This window comes from Candidatus Saccharibacteria bacterium oral taxon 488, from assembly GCA_010202465.1.
Lineage (GTDB): Bacteria > Patescibacteriota > Saccharimonadia > Saccharimonadales > Saccharimonadaceae > Nanosynbacter.
In genome coordinates this window covers 12,870-29,933 of record CP047919.1, presented here as the reverse complement: position 1 = coordinate 29,933, position 17,064 = coordinate 12,870, and the positions used below count along the sequence as shown (strand labels likewise).

The 17,064-nt window shown below is 51.0% G+C and carries 15 protein-coding genes, 5 tRNA genes and 2 pseudogenes; 13 read left to right on the top strand and 9 right to left on the bottom strand.

The features are described from left to right. Positions 1 to 111: 111 nt before the first annotated feature. Positions 112 to 2,666 (top strand): annotated as a pseudogene (locus tag GWK76_00160) (valine--tRNA ligase). Here the strand turns inward: GWK76_00160 and GWK76_00155 are convergent. Both GWK76_00155 and GWK76_00150 read right to left on the bottom strand, forming a co-directional pair. Continuing rightward, positions 2,653 to 3,006 carry a hypothetical protein gene (locus GWK76_00155; GenBank protein ID QHU91757.1) on the bottom strand — a complete coding sequence of 118 codons (354 nt, stop codon included), beginning with the start codon at positions 3,004 to 3,006 and terminating at the stop codon, positions 2,653 to 2,655. The pseudogene GWK76_00160 and the gene GWK76_00155 overlap by 14 nt on opposite strands. Positions 3,007 to 3,201: 195 nt before the next feature. After that, a tRNA-Ser gene (locus tag GWK76_00150) sits at positions 3,202 to 3,294 on the bottom strand. 108 nt (positions 3,295 to 3,402) lie between these two features. On the opposite strand from GWK76_00150, the gene GWK76_00145 reads away from it, so the two are divergent. From GWK76_00145 to GWK76_00115, 7 genes are all read left to right on the top strand, one after another. After that, positions 3,403 to 3,810: a hypothetical protein gene (locus GWK76_00145; GenBank protein QHU91756.1), complete on the top strand. Its 408-nt coding sequence runs from the start codon at positions 3,403 to 3,405 to the stop codon at positions 3,808 to 3,810. A 31-nt stretch (positions 3,811 to 3,841) separates the two neighbouring features. After that, complete coding sequence (locus GWK76_00140) at positions 3,842 to 4,372, top strand: hypothetical protein (protein QHU91755.1); 531 nt, start codon at positions 3,842 to 3,844, stop codon at positions 4,370 to 4,372. Positions 4,373 to 4,479: 107 nt separating this feature from the next. Continuing rightward, positions 4,480 to 4,556, top strand: a tRNA-Arg gene (locus GWK76_00135). A gap of 9 nt (positions 4,557 to 4,565) precedes the next feature. After that, positions 4,566 to 4,653: transfer RNA gene (locus GWK76_00130), tRNA-Ser, on the top strand. 22 nt (positions 4,654 to 4,675) lie between these two features. Then, positions 4,676 to 4,765, top strand: a tRNA-Ser gene (locus GWK76_00125). An 11-nt stretch (positions 4,766 to 4,776) separates the two neighbouring features. Beyond that, on the top strand, positions 4,777 to 5,649 hold the full coding sequence (locus GWK76_00120; protein ID QHU91754.1) for a hypothetical protein: 873 nt from the start codon (positions 4,777 to 4,779) through the stop codon (positions 5,647 to 5,649). Further along, entirely contained in the window at positions 5,646 to 6,098 is a 453-nt protein-coding gene (locus GWK76_00115; GenBank protein QHU91753.1) for a 50S rRNA methyltransferase, read from the top strand. The genes GWK76_00120 and GWK76_00115 overlap by 4 nt, the downstream gene beginning before the upstream one ends. Here GWK76_00115 and GWK76_00110 read toward each other — a convergent pair. Continuing rightward, entirely contained in the window at positions 6,031 to 6,795 is a 765-nt protein-coding gene (locus GWK76_00110) for a hypothetical protein (GenBank protein ID QHU91752.1), read from the bottom strand. The genes GWK76_00115 and GWK76_00110 overlap by 68 nt on opposite strands. 95 nt (positions 6,796 to 6,890) lie before the next feature. Here GWK76_00110 and GWK76_00105 point away from each other — a divergent pair, with 95 nt between their 5' ends. Beyond that, a complete protein-coding gene (locus GWK76_00105; protein QHU91751.1) occupies positions 6,891 to 7,379 on the top strand; it encodes an Hsp20 family protein in 489 nt (162 codons plus the stop codon). 114 nt (positions 7,380 to 7,493) lie between these two features. Here the strand turns inward: GWK76_00105 and GWK76_00100 are convergent, their stop codons facing one another. Genes GWK76_00100 through GWK76_00075 form a run of 6 tightly spaced genes read right to left on the bottom strand, consistent with a single transcriptional unit; the run spans position 7,494 to position 9,820 of the window. Then, a complete protein-coding gene (locus tag GWK76_00100) occupies positions 7,494 to 7,874 on the bottom strand; it encodes a hypothetical protein (protein ID QHU91750.1) in 381 nt (126 codons plus the stop codon). Between the two features lie 58 nt (positions 7,875 to 7,932). Then, positions 7,933 to 8,307 (bottom strand): hypothetical protein, encoded by a 375-nt coding sequence (locus GWK76_00095; protein QHU91749.1) that lies wholly within the window; start codon positions 8,305 to 8,307, stop codon positions 7,933 to 7,935. A gap of 19 nt (positions 8,308 to 8,326) precedes the next feature. Beyond that, entirely contained in the window at positions 8,327 to 8,692 is a 366-nt protein-coding gene (locus tag GWK76_00090) for a hypothetical protein (GenBank protein QHU91748.1), read from the bottom strand. Continuing rightward, entirely contained in the window at positions 8,689 to 8,988 is a 300-nt protein-coding gene (locus tag GWK76_00085) for a hypothetical protein (GenBank protein ID QHU91747.1), read from the bottom strand. Before GWK76_00085 ends, GWK76_00090 begins: the two co-directional genes overlap by 4 nt. After that, positions 8,985 to 9,443: a hypothetical protein gene (locus tag GWK76_00080; protein ID QHU91746.1), complete on the bottom strand. Its 459-nt coding sequence runs from the start codon at positions 9,441 to 9,443 to the stop codon at positions 8,985 to 8,987. Before GWK76_00080 ends, GWK76_00085 begins: the two co-directional genes overlap by 4 nt. Beyond that, on the bottom strand, positions 9,443 to 9,820 hold the full coding sequence (locus tag GWK76_00075) for a hypothetical protein (GenBank protein ID QHU91745.1): 378 nt from the start codon (positions 9,818 to 9,820) through the stop codon (positions 9,443 to 9,445). Before GWK76_00075 ends, GWK76_00080 begins: the two co-directional genes overlap by 1 nt. Positions 9,821 to 9,917: 97 nt before the next feature. On the opposite strand from GWK76_00075, the gene GWK76_00070 reads away from it, so the two are divergent. The 4 genes and pseudogenes from GWK76_00070 to GWK76_00055 all read left to right on the top strand — a co-directional run bounded on the left by GWK76_00070 (position 9,918) and on the right by GWK76_00055 (position 17,056). Next, positions 9,918 to 9,995 (top strand) — tRNA-Asp (locus tag GWK76_00070). Positions 9,996 to 10,192: 197 nt separating this feature from the next. Next, the gene (locus GWK76_00065; protein QHU91744.1) at positions 10,193 to 11,131 is read left to right on the top strand and encodes a hypothetical protein; all 939 of its coding nucleotides are present in this window, start codon (positions 10,193 to 10,195) and stop codon (positions 11,129 to 11,131) included. Between the two features lie 1,739 nt (positions 11,132 to 12,870). Then, positions 12,871 to 13,140 (top strand): annotated as a pseudogene (locus GWK76_00060) (hypothetical protein). 1,300 nt (positions 13,141 to 14,440) lie between these two features. Next, the gene (locus tag GWK76_00055) at positions 14,441 to 17,056 is read left to right on the top strand and encodes a hypothetical protein (GenBank protein ID QHU91743.1); all 2,616 of its coding nucleotides are present in this window, start codon (positions 14,441 to 14,443) and stop codon (positions 17,054 to 17,056) included. Positions 17,057 to 17,064 lie beyond the last annotated feature (8 nt).

Here is a 17,064-nt window from a genome sequence, read left to right as displayed (position 1 = left end):
TTGGTAATATAACCGCGTGGAGAGATCATTTACGCCTATTGTCTGAGTTTTCACGTGAAAAATCTTGACGGTAGCGATGCTCGCTTTTCACGTGAAAAGTAGGAATTATTCATGCAACTAGCCAAACAATACACCCCAAACGATTACGAACCAAACATTTACGCCATGTGGGAAACCAGCGGCGCATTAGAGCCGACCGGTGTCGGCAAACCGTACTCCATCGTCATGCCACCACCCAACGCCAATGGTAACTTGCACATTGGCCATGCCCTGGACATGAATTTGAAGGATATTATGATCCGCTATCACCGCATGAAGGGCGATGATGCGGTATTTATTCCTGGAGCAGATCATGCTGGCTTCGAGACCTGGGTGGTTTATGAAAAAGAGCTAGCCAAACAGGGAAAAAGCCGCTTCGACTTTTCACGTGAACAACTGTACGACCAGGTTTGGCAATTTGTTGAAGAAAAACGCGGCAACATGGAGTTGCAGCTGCGCGCTCTGGGCGTCAGCGCTTCTTGGCAGCATTTGACCTTTACGCTGGACGATAAAGTTATCGCCACCGTGTACGAGACTTTCAAAAAGCTGTGGGATGACGGGCTAGTTTACCGCGGTGAGCGAATCGTTAATTATTGCACCAACCACCAAACCAGCTTCGCCGACATTGAAGTTGAGCATAAAAACGAAAAAGGGAAGTTGTGGCAAATTGCTTACCCGACACTGGATAAAATCGGTGAAATCGTCATTGCCACCACGCGGCCGGAGACTATGCTGGGCGACGTGGCAGTGGCTGTCCACCCGGACGATGAGCGCTACAAACACCTCATCGGTACACGAATTTTACTACCAATCACCGACGAGGAAATCCCGATTATCGCCGACGAGCACGTCGATATGGACTATGGCACTGGCGCAGTGAAAATTACACCGGCACACGACCCGAACGACTTCGAGATGGCCCAGCGCCACCATCTGCCGCTCAAACAAATCATCAGCCAAGAAGGCAAGATGATCAACGTACCGCCGCAATTCCTAGGCCTGACGCCGGCAGAAGCCCGTACTCGCGTGTTGGCGGCTTTGGAGTCGCTAGAGCTGCGCCGCGGCGAGACAGACATCGAACATGCTGTCGGACACTGCTACAAATGCGGCAGCGTCATTGAGCCGATGGTTAAGGAGCAGTGGTTTATTAAAATGCAGCCACTAGCTCAGCCAGCCATTGAAGCCTTAGAGAGGGAAGAGATTACCTTTTATCCAGCCGCCAAACGCAAAGAACTCATCGCTTATCTCAAGCAATTGAAAGACTGGAATATTTCTCGGCAAATCCCGTGGGGCATCCCGATTCCAGCATTTGTCAATGAAAGCGACCCGCGCGATTGGATATTCAACATCCGCACTGACGAACGAAAGATAGTTGTAAATGGCACAACATATATCAGAGAAGAAGATACCTTTGACACTTGGTTCTCGTCTGGACAGTGGCCATACATAGTTACCGATTATCTAAACGGTGGGAACTAGCCAAATATTTCCCAACCAGCCTGATGGAAACTGGCATGGACATTATGCGGGCATGGGTGGCGCGTATGATTATGCTCAGTCTGTACCGTACTGGCAAACTGCCGTTCAAGGACGTTTACCTGCACGGTATGGTCAACGACGAGCACAATCAAAAAATGTCCAAATCCAAGGGCAATGTCATCAATCCAATGGAATTAGTCTCAGAATTTGGCTCAGACGCCACCCGCATGGGCATCATCGCTGGCCGCGCGCCAGCTCAGCATCAAGCCTTCAACAAGGGCGCGGTCATCGCTGCTCGTAATTTCTGTAATAAGCTGTGGAATATCGCTCGTTTCGTCGAGGCGCAAATTGGCGATGAGCACCAAATCGTTGACTTGGAGCCGCAGACGCCGGCCGACCACTGGATTATCCGCCAGCTGAACGACGCTGCCAATAACGTTGCCGTCCGCCTGGAGCAGTACCGCTTTTCTGAAGCCGCGGATACGGTCTATCACGCTATTTGGGATGATCTGGCTGATTGGTACATCGAATCGTCAAAAACCGCTATCAATCGCCCATTGCTGTCATGGGCGCTAGCGACCAGCCTGAAAATCGCTCATCCGTTCGCGCCATTTGTCACTGAGACGATTTGGCAGACGCTTAATTACACCGATGGCATTTTAATGCGCGACCACTGGCCAACCCCAGAAAAGTTTGATCCTATCGCCGCCGAGCAGTTTGAACAGCTGAAGACGCTGGTCGCGGAAGGCCGCTGGGTAATCGCCGAACTGCCGGGCAATAAGAAATACCGCTTGTTATACGGTAATGACAGCCTCATCGCCGATAATCAAGACACCATCAAACACCTCATGCGCCTGGAGTCAATTGCACACACCGATCAACCGCGAGGCCTTAGGTTGGCGGCGGCAAACAGGGAAGCGTGGTTGGATATTGACGAGGAGACACTCTATCAGCACCAGACCGATCTGGAAGTGCGGCTAAGTGAAGCGCGGCGAACCCTGTCAAGCCTCCAAGCACGGCTGGATAATCCAACTTATGTTGAAAAGGCGCCAGCCCATCTCGTCGAGGAAACTCGCCAGCAGCTGGCCGAGCAAGAAAAGCTCATCCAGCGCTTCATCGGCGAGCTCGAAGTCATCAGTTCACGCTAATCGGATCGACTATCAGTCGATGCCCATCAATGTCACCATCGCCACCACGACTGACAAGCTTGGTGTGTAGGTGTTTGCGATCAGCGCTGCGCGGCGTCGTCCGCGGATGAGTTTGTCCGTCCTTTAGCACCCCTGAAAAATCATGATGGTCAGAGTGAGTGTGCGGTGAGGAATGCGGCTTGCTGTGATGGTCGTCATCAACCTGGCGCGCATCACTCATGAGTTGCCAAGCAGAAACAATCGCTTTATCGATATTCGTATCGTGTAGAAACACGCCGAGGCTGGTCGACAGGCCCAGTGCCATCGTGGTAGTAGTAATAATGTGTGATAAATATTTCATATTCTTTTTATGTTTATCTCTATGGATCTGGCCATAGCAATGTTAGGATAATAGCATAAGGTTTTTAATTTGTCAATAATATTTCCTGATTTAGATGGTGCCGTCGGCCCAAAATTCTATTCGATACCCACTCCGCGTACTAAACAAAACAATAAAATAAGTCCCGGATAAACCGAGACGGGAGCGGCATAACTCTGGCGGAGGAGGGGAGATTCGAACTCCCGCTACAGGTCTCCCCGTACTAACGATTTAGCAAACCGTCCCCTTCAGCCACTTGGGTACTCCTCCATGAGCCAAAAATAGTGTATCATAGAAGCAATGGTCTGGCTAGCCCCGCGGCTAGCAGGCGGGCCGCAAAACTTGACAATAAACCTAAGAGAGAGGATAATAACGCGCATGAAGAGGTTTTTCGCAGGTATCGTTAGCATCATGCTGACCATCGGTGTCGGCACGGTAGTTTTGAGCACTCCGGTATTCGCACTCGGCGAGGGTGGTGTGACTCGCGGCATCAATGATGCGCGCGGTGACGGCGTACCAACCAACCTAACCAACGGTGATAGTTCGCTGGTGAGAAAGATTATCAACATCATGCTCTATTTCATTGGTATTCTTGCCGTAGTTATGTTAATCTTTGGCGGGTTTCGCTATGTTGTTTCCAGTGGCAACAAAGACGCCGTCACCTCGGCAAAGAACACCATTCTCTATGCCGTCATTGGTCTGCTCGTCGCCCTATTTGCTTACGCCATCATTCAATTTGTCCTCAATACCGTAATTGGTCTTGGCGGTAATTCTACCGACGTATAGCAGATCATACCGCTCGTGGTATACTAGACATATGAAAGAGCAGCCACACGCAACCGACACCGAAAACACCCAACAAGACGCGGCCCAGCCGATAACTGACTTATCGCAGCCCATCGCCTGGCAAGCTCCTGAGGGCGTGCAGGCCCACCGCACGACTGGCTGGTATATTGCTGTTGGTTTCGTAGTGCTTGCCCTGATGGCGCTGGCGATCTTTGTTTTTAATAGCTGGACATTCGCGATTTTGCTGCCGATTATGGCGGTGGCGCTCGTACTACTTCGATCCAAGCCATCAGTGATGGTCAATTACGCCATCAGCCCCAAGGGTGTTTACGTCGCCGACCGTTTGTATGATTTTAGTGAGTTTCGAGCCTTTGGGCTGAGTCAAGACGGCGATCAGCACTCGGCAATTTTACTGCCGGTCAAGCGGTTCTCACCGGCACTGACCATCTATTTTTCTGAGGCCGAGGGCGAGACCATCGTTGACATGCTGGGGGCACGACTGCCGATGCAAGAAATCGCGCCGGATGCGCTGGAGAAGCTCATTCGGATCATCAGGCTATAGCTTGCCCCGAGCTAACAGGTGTGCTAGAATACAAAAGTTCATTGCCACTGGCATTGAAAGTTCTTTATATTTTTGTTATAGCCAATCGGATTTCCGAAAGGCTGTATGCACCCGTAGCTCAGCTGGATAGAGCGTTGGCTTGCGGAGCCAAAGGTCGTACGTTCGAATCGTGCCGGGTGTACCATTTTTATTTGGAGAGGTGCAGGAGTGGTTGAACTGGCCGCTCTCGAAAAGCGGTATGGGGCAACCCATCGAGGGTTCGAATCCCTCTCTCTCCGCCAGAATCCAATCACGATAATAATTGGAAGGGTGACCGAGTGGTTGAAGGTACCGGTCTTGAAAACCGGCGTGCGCTAACACGTACCGAGGGTTCGAATCCCTCCCCTTCCGCCAGACACGACATCATGAGAGAAAGATTAGAAACATTGGCCAAACGGGGGGTCGCTACGATAGCGGCCCTCGCTTCATTAGCGCTATCAGCGTCCAGCCGCCCAAACATCTCGCCCGAGCAGGCCAGGCACACCTACGTCGTCGGCATGGGTGATTCGGTCGCCAGCGGGGCGGGGCTAGGGAATTACGACGACACAACAACAGAGTGCCAGCGCTCACCAGAAGCGTACGCGCGGCAACTCGAAGCGTTTGACATTCCTTCAGATAACATTACCCTCGTGGCCTGTCGTGGCACCGGACCAGAGCATATCTCTGACCAGCAGTTTGATGACCAGCCACCGCAAATCGACGCCCTTAGCCCCAAAACTGATATCGTCACACTGACACTTGGCGCCAATATGATTGACCTTAACGTGGTGTTCGACGCCTGCCTGCACGAACAGTGTGATACGCGCAGCGAGATGTATATCGATGTCTTTCGCCGACTGTACTCGGACGAATATCGTCAATCGCTCGAGCAAGCCTACCGCGCCATTCTTGAACATGCCCCCAACGCCCAGCTATACATCAACCTCTATACCACGCCCATCCAGCCACGCAACATCTGTCCAACGATTATCAATAACGACACCGATCACTTTGTCGCCAGCTTTATCGAGACGGTCAATCAAGCTATCCGCGACGTTGTGGCCAGTATGCATGAACCGCGGATCACCCTGGTCGAGCCGCCAAAGGACGTCGATACTTGCGCCACGTTTGGTCTTGGTGTGGTAGCCGCGGGTGACGACGTGGGCCATCCGACCGCCCATGTCCACCACCAAATCGCCAAAGCGACTGCCGAAGCTATCCTGCACAATAATAACACCCCACCGAAGACCCACACATGAAAATCACTATTCTCACCATCGGCAAGCGGCACGAGCCCTGGGTGGAACCAGGCATTAAGCGCTTTTTAGAGCGCCTCAGAGCGCCATTCGCCGCAGAAATGATCATCATCCCACATTCCGGCCAAATCGGCGACAGAGCGCGCCAGGATGAGTCAGAGCGCCTGATGTCTCGCCTCAAGCCGCACGACTTCGTCATCCTCCTCGACGAGCGCGGTCGCAACCTGAACTCGCCAGAACTATCGCGGCTCATTCTTGATCACACCGATCAGCACATCGTCATTATCATTGGCGGGGCCTATGGCGTTACCGAGACGCTTCACCGGCGAGCCGACATCGTTTGGTCGCTATCACGCCTGGTGTTTCCACACCAGTTGGTACGGCTCATGCTCGCCGAGCAGCTGTACCGCACCCAAGAGATCGCTCGGGGCGGTTCGTATCATCACGACTAGGATGTGGCGGCGTTTTTACAGTAGCCTTTTTATTGTTCCCCTGGCGAGCAATAATCCCCACGCGAATGTCCCGCGCACCAGCCGCTCGTAGCGTTTGGGCTGCCGCTGTAATCGTTGAGCCAGTGGTGAAAATATCATCCAAAATCAGATAGGGAACATCGGCCCGAGCACTGCGCATGCGGAAAAACTGCTGCGCCTGCTTTCGACGCTCAGCCGCCGAGCGAGCATAATGCTGCGTCACATTCGTCTGTCTGACCAAGGGTCGCTCGACCCTCAGTCCCCGCCGCCGGGCAAATTGCTGAGCGATCAGCAATATGTGATCATAGCCGCGCTTACGAATATTGGCAGGGGCAGTCGGCACCGGTACAACCACCGTCGAGGCGTCGTATTCTGGGAGCAATTCGTCTAGGATCCTAGCCAACACCCCACTGGCGGCACGCACGCGGTGAAACTTATAATCATCAATCAGCCGCGCCACCGCACCTCGCCGCCACAGCACGCAGTCGAGCGCCTCGTAGGGCAGGGCATGTCGCCGACACGCATTACCATTAGCGCACGGCTGTCCACAAATAACGCAGACTCGACAATGATGCTGCTTCTCCGCTTCAAGACACGACCGACACAAAAGCGAGCCAGTCGCATCGCAACCATAACAATAATGCGGCGCGATATATGATAATAACGTATCAATAGGCATTTTTCGCTTTTTCGCCTTTCACTCTTGATTATAGCGCACATAACCGTTATACTAATAGATGATATTGTCAATCAGCCTATAAAGGCGGAGGAAACATGGCACGCAGAAACGACGATTTGTTAATCGAAGATGAGCTAACCGCAGCTTTCTTGAATGATGATCTGGCTAATGACGCGCCGCAACCAGCCGCACCCGCAGCAGCACCGGCTACCGCAGCGCCCACTCCTGAGGATGACTGGGAGGATGAGGCCGATGATTTGATGGGGCAGCTAGCGGTCGATGTATTTGAATCAGAAACCGAACTTATTATCAAAGCCCGGACGGCTGGTGTTGATCGTAACGACCTAGACGTTAGTATCTCAGACGGCATCCTCACGATCAGCGGCACCCTATCAAGTGGTGATGAGACCGATGTCAAGAACTGGCATATCCAAGAATGCTACTGGGGCGAGTTTAGCCGCACCCTGGCGCTACCCGTCGCAGTCAACGAAGAAGGCGTCAAGGCCGAACTCAAAGACGGCGTGCTCACCATCACTTTTGAGAAAATTAAGCAAGAACGTGCCAAGAAAATCCAAGTCTTGTAGTCCTTCGCCACACCCATTAGTATCGTAGTCGTTGTATTTGGCGCCGCCGGACAACCAAAATAAAACACCCTCGCCATAAACGAGGGTGAATTTATTGTAGACAGGCACACGGTCTTATGAACTTACACCGCGCGACGTTGTGAGAACAAAATTAACGATCGCATAGGCAAAGATCGCCACCACCAGACCAATCACCGCGTACATGATGGTGTTTTTGGCAGTAGTCACCTTATTCGAGTCACCAGATGAAGTCGTGTAAAGGATACCGCCCCAGATCAACATAATCACTGACAAGATACCGACGAAGTAGAGAATACCGTTGACGATACCCTTGACCAGTTGCTGTGGATCATCGACCTTCTCGGCAACCCGGTCACCCTTTGAGTCACTGATACCCTTATCCAGGTTGTAGTCTGCATGAGCTACTGGGACCGTTGCAAATGCCAATGCCAGAGTGGCCACAACGCCGACAACAATGAGTTTTAACTTGTTCATTCTTTATTCCTCGTTTATTATTTGATATGGTTTCAGCTGTTATTCTATCATCATTTAGCTACTTAAACAAGCCAAAGACCCAGTTAACGATGGCATACGACATGACCACCACAACGATACCGATCACCGCGTACATGATGGTGTTTTTAGCAGTGGTCGCTTTCTGGCTATCGCCTGACGAGGTAATGTACTGAAAACCGCCCCAGATCACAACGATAACCGCCACCGCACCGACGAAGTAGAGAAAGATATTAACCACCTCGCCAATGGTTGTACCGATAGGCTTCGTGCTCATCTCCTGTGTTCGAGCTGCATCCAAACCGCTCTTAAATTGGGCCGACGCGGACGGCAGGGCGATCGGCATGACGACGGCCGCGACAGCAACCGCTAATGACAAGACGGCGGCTACGAGGGTTTTTCTATATCGTTTCATACATTTCTCCTTATTTTTCTTATATTTTGCCAAACACAAAGTCAACGATAGCATACGATAGAAGCGCGACGGCGACACCGATCACCGCGTACATAATAGTCGACTTGGCGGTTTTGACCTTGTTAGAGTCGCCGGCCGAAGTTACATACTGAAAGCCACCGATGATGATCATGATGACAGAGATGGCGCCGAGGATGAGCAAGATAGCATTGATGAGGTTCTTGAACAGTGGTTGCACCGTCGCGCCACGGTTTTTACAGACTTCACCACTGGAGCCCGAGCAGGCGCCGTAAATGTCGACGCTCTGGGCGGATACGCTTGATGCCACCACTAGTGGGGCAACGAGCGCCGCTATCACACCGATAATGACTACGAGTTTTTTCATATTGCCGATCCTTTCATGCCACTAATGACAAAGTTAGTTATGAGAAATGCGGAGAGAATGATAATGATGCCGATAACGGTACCGAGAATGGTGTTTTTCGCCTTGGTAAGTTTGTTAGTGTCGCCGCCCGAATTGGCGTAATTGATACCGGCCAGCACCAACATCAAAATCGCGATCGCCCCGGCAAAGAAATACACCGTATTGAGAATGTTACCCAGTGCATCCGCCGAAGCACTGTTCGTCGGAATGCCCAGCGAATCTGGCGACCCCAATACACCGGCTACGAATCGCATCATGACCGTGGCAACCCCAATCCGTCAGCCACGACATTCACCAGGGCCACTGAGGCGATAGCAATCACTAGGCCGATCGCCGCATTAATCACCGTCTTCATGCCATTGGCCATCTGTCCTGGTTCGCCATTGCTCGTCAAGTACAAAAAGCCACCATATATCACAAAGCCGACCGTCACAAAGCCCGCCAGCTGCAACAGATCCTCGACAACATTCAATATCGCCCGCCAGATAAAGCCGTTGAGCGTGGCGTAATTACCCGGGTCGTTTTGGGCGCGCTTATCGTTATTGTCGACGATCGCCTTGAGATTACAATCCGACTTGGTCAGCCCGTCGTACCACGGCTTGAGCGTCAAGATGTTGCCGCCACAGGCCGCGCTGGCCGGCGTTGCCTGAACCACCGACAACATCAGCGACCCTGCGATCATCAGCCCCAGCGCGATCACAATATGCTTCATCAGAACACCCCTCCCGGGATCAGGAAGTTAGTGATAGCCACAAAAAACGCGAATATGATGAGGCCGATGGCGGTGTTGACCCAGAGCTCTTTGGCCTTTTTGATATTGTCTGGGCTACCGCCAGACGCAGAGTAGAGAATACCGCCATATATCACCGTACCGACCGCCAAGATACCGATACCAGCAGTCATGATCTGGATAACCATTTTGATGATACCGAGAATAGCAGCATCACCAGTCGCACCGCTACAATTAATGATCGAGGTCTTTGCGCCGCCGCATTCAGTATCAGCGAACGCAGGCATACCAGACAGCACGACGCCGCAGATAATGGTTGCGAGAAAGATAGCGGTGATGAAAATATTTCTTTTTGTCATAACGGATCTCTTACCCTAAATTGTAAAATAGTGGCAGGAAAAATGCAAACGATTTCTTGAAAAAGCCATAAAAGTTTGCTATCATACGGAAAGTTATGCGCCCGTAGTGAAGTTGGCCTATCACGCCTCCCTGTCACGGAGGAGATCGCCGGTTCGAATCCGGTCGGGCGCGCCAGAATGAGAATGTTACTACCCGAGCAGCCCATCTTTGTAGAGCAAGGGCTGTTTTTATTTACTTTATTGCCGTTAGGGTATTGCTAAATTTACAGAATGTGTTACAATGATACTATTCAGAGTTTAACTTATCTACTCTGAGGTGGATTAAAACTACTCTATGACTGGCCACCGGCCAGAGAAAGGACTCCAAGCGTTATGGCACGTTCATGTGAAAGCTATGACCCAAGTAGTTCATTAGAAACAAAAGACTTATCTCGTCGCGGAGTGTTGGCCGGACTGGTTGGCGGAGCAGCTGGAGCAGCTATGCTGCTTGCCGGTTGTGGTAAAGGAGATCGAATAGCCGTTCCCCCAGATTACTCTACACAGAGCGCCTCACCATCAGAGTCACCATCCGCCTCACCATCACCGTCTGAGACTATTGATCCAAAAGACTTGGCTGAAAAAAGATATAAGCAGGTTAGAGAAAAGTATGCAAACATGACCCCCAAAGAGTTTGCTGGACTTACGAACGAAGGGCGCTTGTCACCGTGTAGGGAAGAACTTCTTCTTGCAGAGGCGTGGGGAATCATACATAACCCAAACAATAGTTTATATAATCCATCAACGGGGATTAAACCTGGTGAATTTTACGGAAAACCCGCATCACCAACAGATTCCCCCGAAGAAGTCGCGGGCAAGCTATTTCTTCCTGTGGTCGCGGCTTTTGATGTTGGCCCGTGGGACCCTAACTTTGCAAGATATGTAGCATCCGCGGCAATCTATGGCAATCCCGAGTTAAGAATATCCGTCCTGAACGATATGTTGCGCAATGGAAAGATACCAGGCCCAGAGTACGACGGCAAAAAGGCCATAGCGACGCTTCTAGCGGCTAAAGACGAGAAAGAAAAATTGGGCTACAAACATAAAGTGCCCGGCTCAAATATGTTTCCGATTCTTAAGCCAAGGTTTTGTAGTGCCAAACCCGTTGTGGATACAAAGACTGGCGAAGCACTACCAACAGAAGGGCTCCAGATTTTTACCGAAGCAGAAACCACCGGCACAATTCTTGGTATGGCCTGGAGGGTTGTAATAGACAATGGATTGTGGCGAATCGTTGATAACGAGGTTAGCGATCTTAAGTCTACTCTTGATTGATTAAGAGACATGGCCGCATCACCACAATAAATAACATTTCAAAAGAGAGGTCATTCGGGGCTTCTCTTTTGAAATTATAGCATAAGCATGATACTATACTACACATAATGCTTGCGCAAAAGAAAACCCCGCATAAACGTATTCGCCCCATTCTAATCGGACTTGCCGCACTATTAGTCGTTCCGATGCTCATGACGTTTTTTGCGCTGTCGCCGACCGCTAGTGCAGCTCGGGCGCGCCTTGATTATTCACCATACCTCACTCAAGTCAAACAGCGCTCTCTCGCGTTGGCTATGAGCAACTGTATTAGTCATCGTCAAGGATTTGATAGTGGACTCACCCCAGCAAGAATTGCCAGCGGTGATTGGGGCGGCAGCTTCACCACTATTACTACCGTCGGTCCAGTTGCCGACGGTGACGATGGGCAGTTTAGCTGTAAAGAACTAGTGTCCGCCACACGAGACACATTTGGCTACAGTTCTTTTACCGACATGTTCTGCGCGCTAAAGGGTGAGTGGCGAGATAACGCCGGCCTTGACTGTATTAGCAATATTACCAAGGGTGAGTACAGCGGTGGTAGGTGGAATATACCAAGGGACAGGGGCACGTACGCAATTCAGGTTCTTGAAAAAAAGGCTGGTAAAAGCCTAAAGTTCGACTCGGCATTGGTTAATTATTCCACGGCGATGGCGGCACTCTTGTCGGCCCAAAACGCTGGTTGTAAGGCCGAGTGGCGAGGATATGATAGCGGGGATGACGCCGCAAGTAATGACATAAAGGCCGATCAGCGCAATAAAAAAACAGCGGTTGCTTTAACTGACAGTACGGCAGCTTATGGATATTTTTATCTCCCGGATGCAGGTAAAAGGGTTCGTATGTTTCATGGAGCTGACTCGCCTTATGGTCCTTCTGGTGGTACAAAAACAGAGATGTCATGTGCGGAGATTGCACAGTGGGCATCAGACAACGCTGAAGCAGCCGCAAAATCAGCAAAAACCGAAGCCGCCGATAATACCCGCAAGGCCGTTTATGACGCTCTCCTAAAAAAATGTATCGAGAAAAACGGCGGAGGCGTCGGAGGGCCAGCGGAGCAAATATGTAAACAACAAGTTGACAGCTGGATGAACGCTTGTAAGGATAAGATGCCGTCGAATGGCAACGTGGCAAACTCTAGTGAATATGTTGATTGTCTGAAAAAACAATCAGGGTATTCTGAAGACGACATAAAAAGCTCTCTCTCTAATATAACCGCCGACACCCCATCCGGTCAAAGCGATAATGGTAATGACGACAGACCCGACTGCGCCGTTAAGGAACTCGGCTGGCTCGTCTGCCCGGTGATTAATTTTATGGCACGTATAGCAGACGCGGCTTTCGCCATGATCGCCGACAACTTCCTAAAGATTGAGCCGGGCCTTGCTTCTGGAGGTGAGGTACAGGCAGCCTGGGGGATCATGCGCAACATTGCCAATGGTGCGTTTATCATTATGTTCTTAGCAATCATCATCTCACAGCTCACTGGCTTTGGCATCTCAAACTACGGCATCAAAAAGATGCTGCCACGGCTCATCATCGCCGCAATCTTGGTGAACTTATCAATTTACATCTGTCAAATTGCCGTTGACTTATCTAATATCCTTGGCTACGGCCTACGAGCAGGTCTGGGTGGTATCGGTGACGGTATTAGTGCTGCTAATAGTGTCCTAAAGTCAGGACAAGGAGGCGAAACCTGGGGAGGCATAGCATTAACCGTCCTCGCTGGGGCTACGGCCGCAGTTCTCGCTCTTGCGGTTCTAATCGGAGCACTTGTTTCCGGACTGGTCGTAATGGTGACTATCGCCGCCCTGTTGATCGCCCGCAAGGCTCTCATCGTCATCCTTATCGTTATCTCACCGCTGGCTTTTGTTGCCTTCTTGCTACCAAACACCGAAAAATTCTTTAGTAAATGGCGCTCAACCTTTGTGGGGCTACTCATGGTCTTTCCAATCGTTGGGTTGCTATTCGGTGGTGGTATCTTGGCGGGATCAATTGTTAAAGCGGGAGCTACAGATGCTGATAATACGGTCATGCAAATCGTTGGTGAGCTGATCAAAGTTCTGCCGCTCATCGCCGTGTGGAGCGTTCTCAAAAAAGCCATTGATGTCGCTGGGGCGATCGGCCAGCACATCAACAACGCCGGTGGTCGCCTCGGTGGCCTCGGTGGCAGCGCCAAAAACTGGGCAAAAGATAGGTATGATAGTTCACGGCTTGGCGAGATGCAAAAATTCCGCAAGCAGCGACGACAGCGCCGCAAGGCCCTCATGCGGGCCGGGGCATGGGAGGGCACCGGAGCCCTAGATAGACTCTGGAGAAATCGAAAGTCTCGGCTTAGCAAAAGATTTAACGAGAGCGCTTTAGCAAATAACCGCTTCCTCGGAGGAGATTATGGTATTCGCAGTGCTGCCGAGGGTCAAGATGCCGTGGACGACGAAGAGCGCAAGACAGCAGAGCGTATGCTTGATTATCGGTACAACGGCGATGCAGCCGCTGCACTGAGGGGCGCCGGAGACAATGAGATACTTAAACACATTGCCTTTAAAAAATTAGAGTCAACTGGTAAGCACGGTGCCGAACAAATGTACGAGTATCTCCAGGGTGGTGGAACTATCAGCAACCGCCGCATGGCGGAAACCCTCACCAGAATGAAAGATGACCATGCCGGCCTGTTTGAAATGGGTAGAACGGCCATTGACCAAATGGAACAGAACGGGGCAACCTCGGTCAGCTTTAGCCAGCAACAAATGGCCGAACTGACCGCCAAGGGAGTCAGCGGATTAAGTGATGAAAAATTGGCGCGACAGACATCCAGTGCCATTAAGGTTGCTGGTGAAACTGAATTCACCAAAAGTGGCCAGAAAATGGTCGGTGTTTCCGCCGAGAGGGCAGCCTCAGTGCTTGACAATAAACGTATTAATACCTCGATATCGGGTAGTGCGCGCAAAGAGCTTGAAAATATACGAAACAGCGATAGAGTAGCCGAACCTCAGGAGCTACGAGTGCCACATGATATGAGTGGCGTAACAGCAGATGATGTCAAAAATGCGATTAATTCTACGGTAGAAATTAACAATATCACCGAGGCAGTCCCGTCAGACACCCCAACGGGGAGAACATTCGTTGCCGGAACGGGCAGAGGGCCAGCCCCACCGCAATCCCCGCCTTCAGCACCGCCAAATAATCAAAATAACCGCGATAATCGAAACAATAATCCACCTACCGCCAGCTAAAAACTATTGACTTTTCTCTGTAAAAATGCTACCATTGTCGGTAATGGAGTGGTTACGTTCACAAGGGCGATCGTCAATGCGATGGTTGCAGTGGTTTATATTGCTGGCGGTGGGCCTCCTAGTCAGTGTTTTTTTGAGTACGGTCGTAACCTCAGGCCAGGCGTTGGCGGCGGACGCGAAATGGGATAGTAGCAAAATATCCTACGACAACGAAACCTTTGAGCGAGTTTCCGACGTCGACAAACTAAAGGCCCTTAACTTAGGGCCTGACCAAGTGGTCTACATGTCCAAGAAAACTGTGACCAATAACCAAGACGTCCGCGTCATTCACTTTCCGTCAACAGGCGACCTCGGATCAATGACCTCGGTGTCCCTAACGACATTCACGTATACTGCGCCAAACACCTACACAAAGAAAGAATCGACCACACTATCAATTGACCCTCCGAGCCAAAACTCTGCGTCTTCGTGTGAAGTTGCTGGCGGCATCGGCTGGATCCTTTGTCCTGTTTCGGCGTGGTTAGCTAGCTCCATCGACTGGATGTTTGGGGTGCTTAAAAGCTTCCTCGTGGTGCCACCGCTTCAGACGGGTAATCAGACCAGTGGAATCTTTCTGGCTTGGAATATCGTTCGCAACATTGCCAACGGTATCTTTATCATTATGTTCATAGTCATTATTTATTCACAAGTTACTTCTATGGGCATCTCCAATTATGGCATCAAAAAGATGTTGCCTCGCTTAATTGTCGCGGCGGTACTAGTCAATTTGTCGTTCCACGTCTGCGCCATACTCCTCGACCTGTCAAACATCGCCGGAAGTGCACTCCAAGACATGTTCATGAATATTCGTAACACAGTCGCCACCCTGGGCGGATCTGCACCAGCATCTGAACCCATGACCTGGCAAGAGGTCACCTTCCAGATTTTGGGAGGTGCTGCCGGCGGTGCGGCACTGGCTGCGGGAATCGTCATGCGGGCCGAGCTGCTTCCTTTTATTGTGCCGCTTTTGTGCGGCATTGGACTCGTTATTCTTCTCGTTGTTATCATTATGGCCGCCCGTCAGGCGTTGATCGTTATTTTGATCATCATTTCACCGCTGGCTTTTGTGGCTTATTTGTTACCGGGTACGGAGAAGTGGTTTGATAAGTGGAAAGATGTCTTCTTGACGATGCTGATATTCTTCCCGGGGTTTGCGGCGGCCTTCGGTGGAGCGCAGCTCGCAGGCTCAGTCATTATGCAAAACGCCGCAGGACCGAACGGGGCAGTGATGTATATCCTCGGTATGGCGGTCCAGATCGCGCCACTCGCCCTAACACCGTTAATGATCAAGTTGGGCGGCGGACTCCTCGGCAAATTCACCGGCCTCGTTAATGATCGCAGCAAGGGCCTATTCGACCGATCTAAGAACTGGGCAAAAGAGCAAAGCGAGATTACGAAACACAAAAAACTCAACAAACGTCCAGACAGCAAATTTACCCCAACGGCATGGCGACGCAGGCTGGCACAGTCATCACAAAATCGTAAGGATAGGCTCAAAGAGTTGCAAGATCAATCTGATGTTATACGAAAGGGGACTGATTCCTATGCTAAGATTGATCAGTTCAGGCGCTCTGTTGGAGAAGATAAAAATATTGTCGAAGGGAAGCTGCAGTCGGCATGGAACGCACATCAAAGCACCAACCAGGCGGCTATCATTCAGGATTTCCAATCACGGTCCATTCGTCAGATGGTTGATGCTGAGAAACAGGTGCTCGACAATCGCTTTACGGCGCTTCAAACTGGACACGGAGAATTGCCAGAAAATGTTGCCGATAACACCGCAGTCCAAGAAGCCATACAACGAGCGCGCGATTCCCATCAAACTCTAGCGGTCCAGGGCCTACGCAAGAGCGGCATCGATCGTGTCCTCAACGATCAGTTCGCTCGTGCCATGCGTGATGATGATACCGGCGCAGCACTTCGATCAGCTGCTGGTGGTATCGAGGACGCTTACTATGCATCAATTCCAGGTATGAGTGATGATCTTGGGTCGCGACGCGCCGCCGCTGCTGCCGCTCAAACGGTGAGTGCCGCCTATGAAGAATCGGTCAAGAATGCCACCGCTATTCTCAACGGCAGCAACGTGAGCGATGCCGACACAGTAAGTCTCATCGGTGGCAATGCTGTTGGCAATATCCCAGCAACCGACGACATCAGGAATGCGGCCGGTCGCAAGATCGCAAGCAGTCGTGGTGCTAAACCGCTACTCGATATGCTCAGCAAGGTGCAGATGAACAATTTGACAGACGACCTCGCCCAAGAACTTGGTGTTGCATTGAAAAATAATAGTGCACGACCATGGTGGCTGGGTGGATCAGAGTGTGTTGATATACAAGCCAATGCCATCAAGGATACTGGTGACGCCTTCAAGGTGCGCAATATGATAAAGGCCTTTGAGAAGGGTAAGTTAAGTGCTGATAAGGCCCTGGCAAGCGATGCGGTATTCCTCGAGGATACACTTGATATGATGCAAAAGTACAATATTGCTGCACAGTTAACCCCTGAGGCAAAGAAAAAGCTTAACAAGAATATTACCACCCTCCTCACCCATCGAAACTACGCGGGGCGATATAGCGGTGAGCAAGAAGACGCCCTCAAAGGCATTCAAAATCTGCTATAATAGTACCC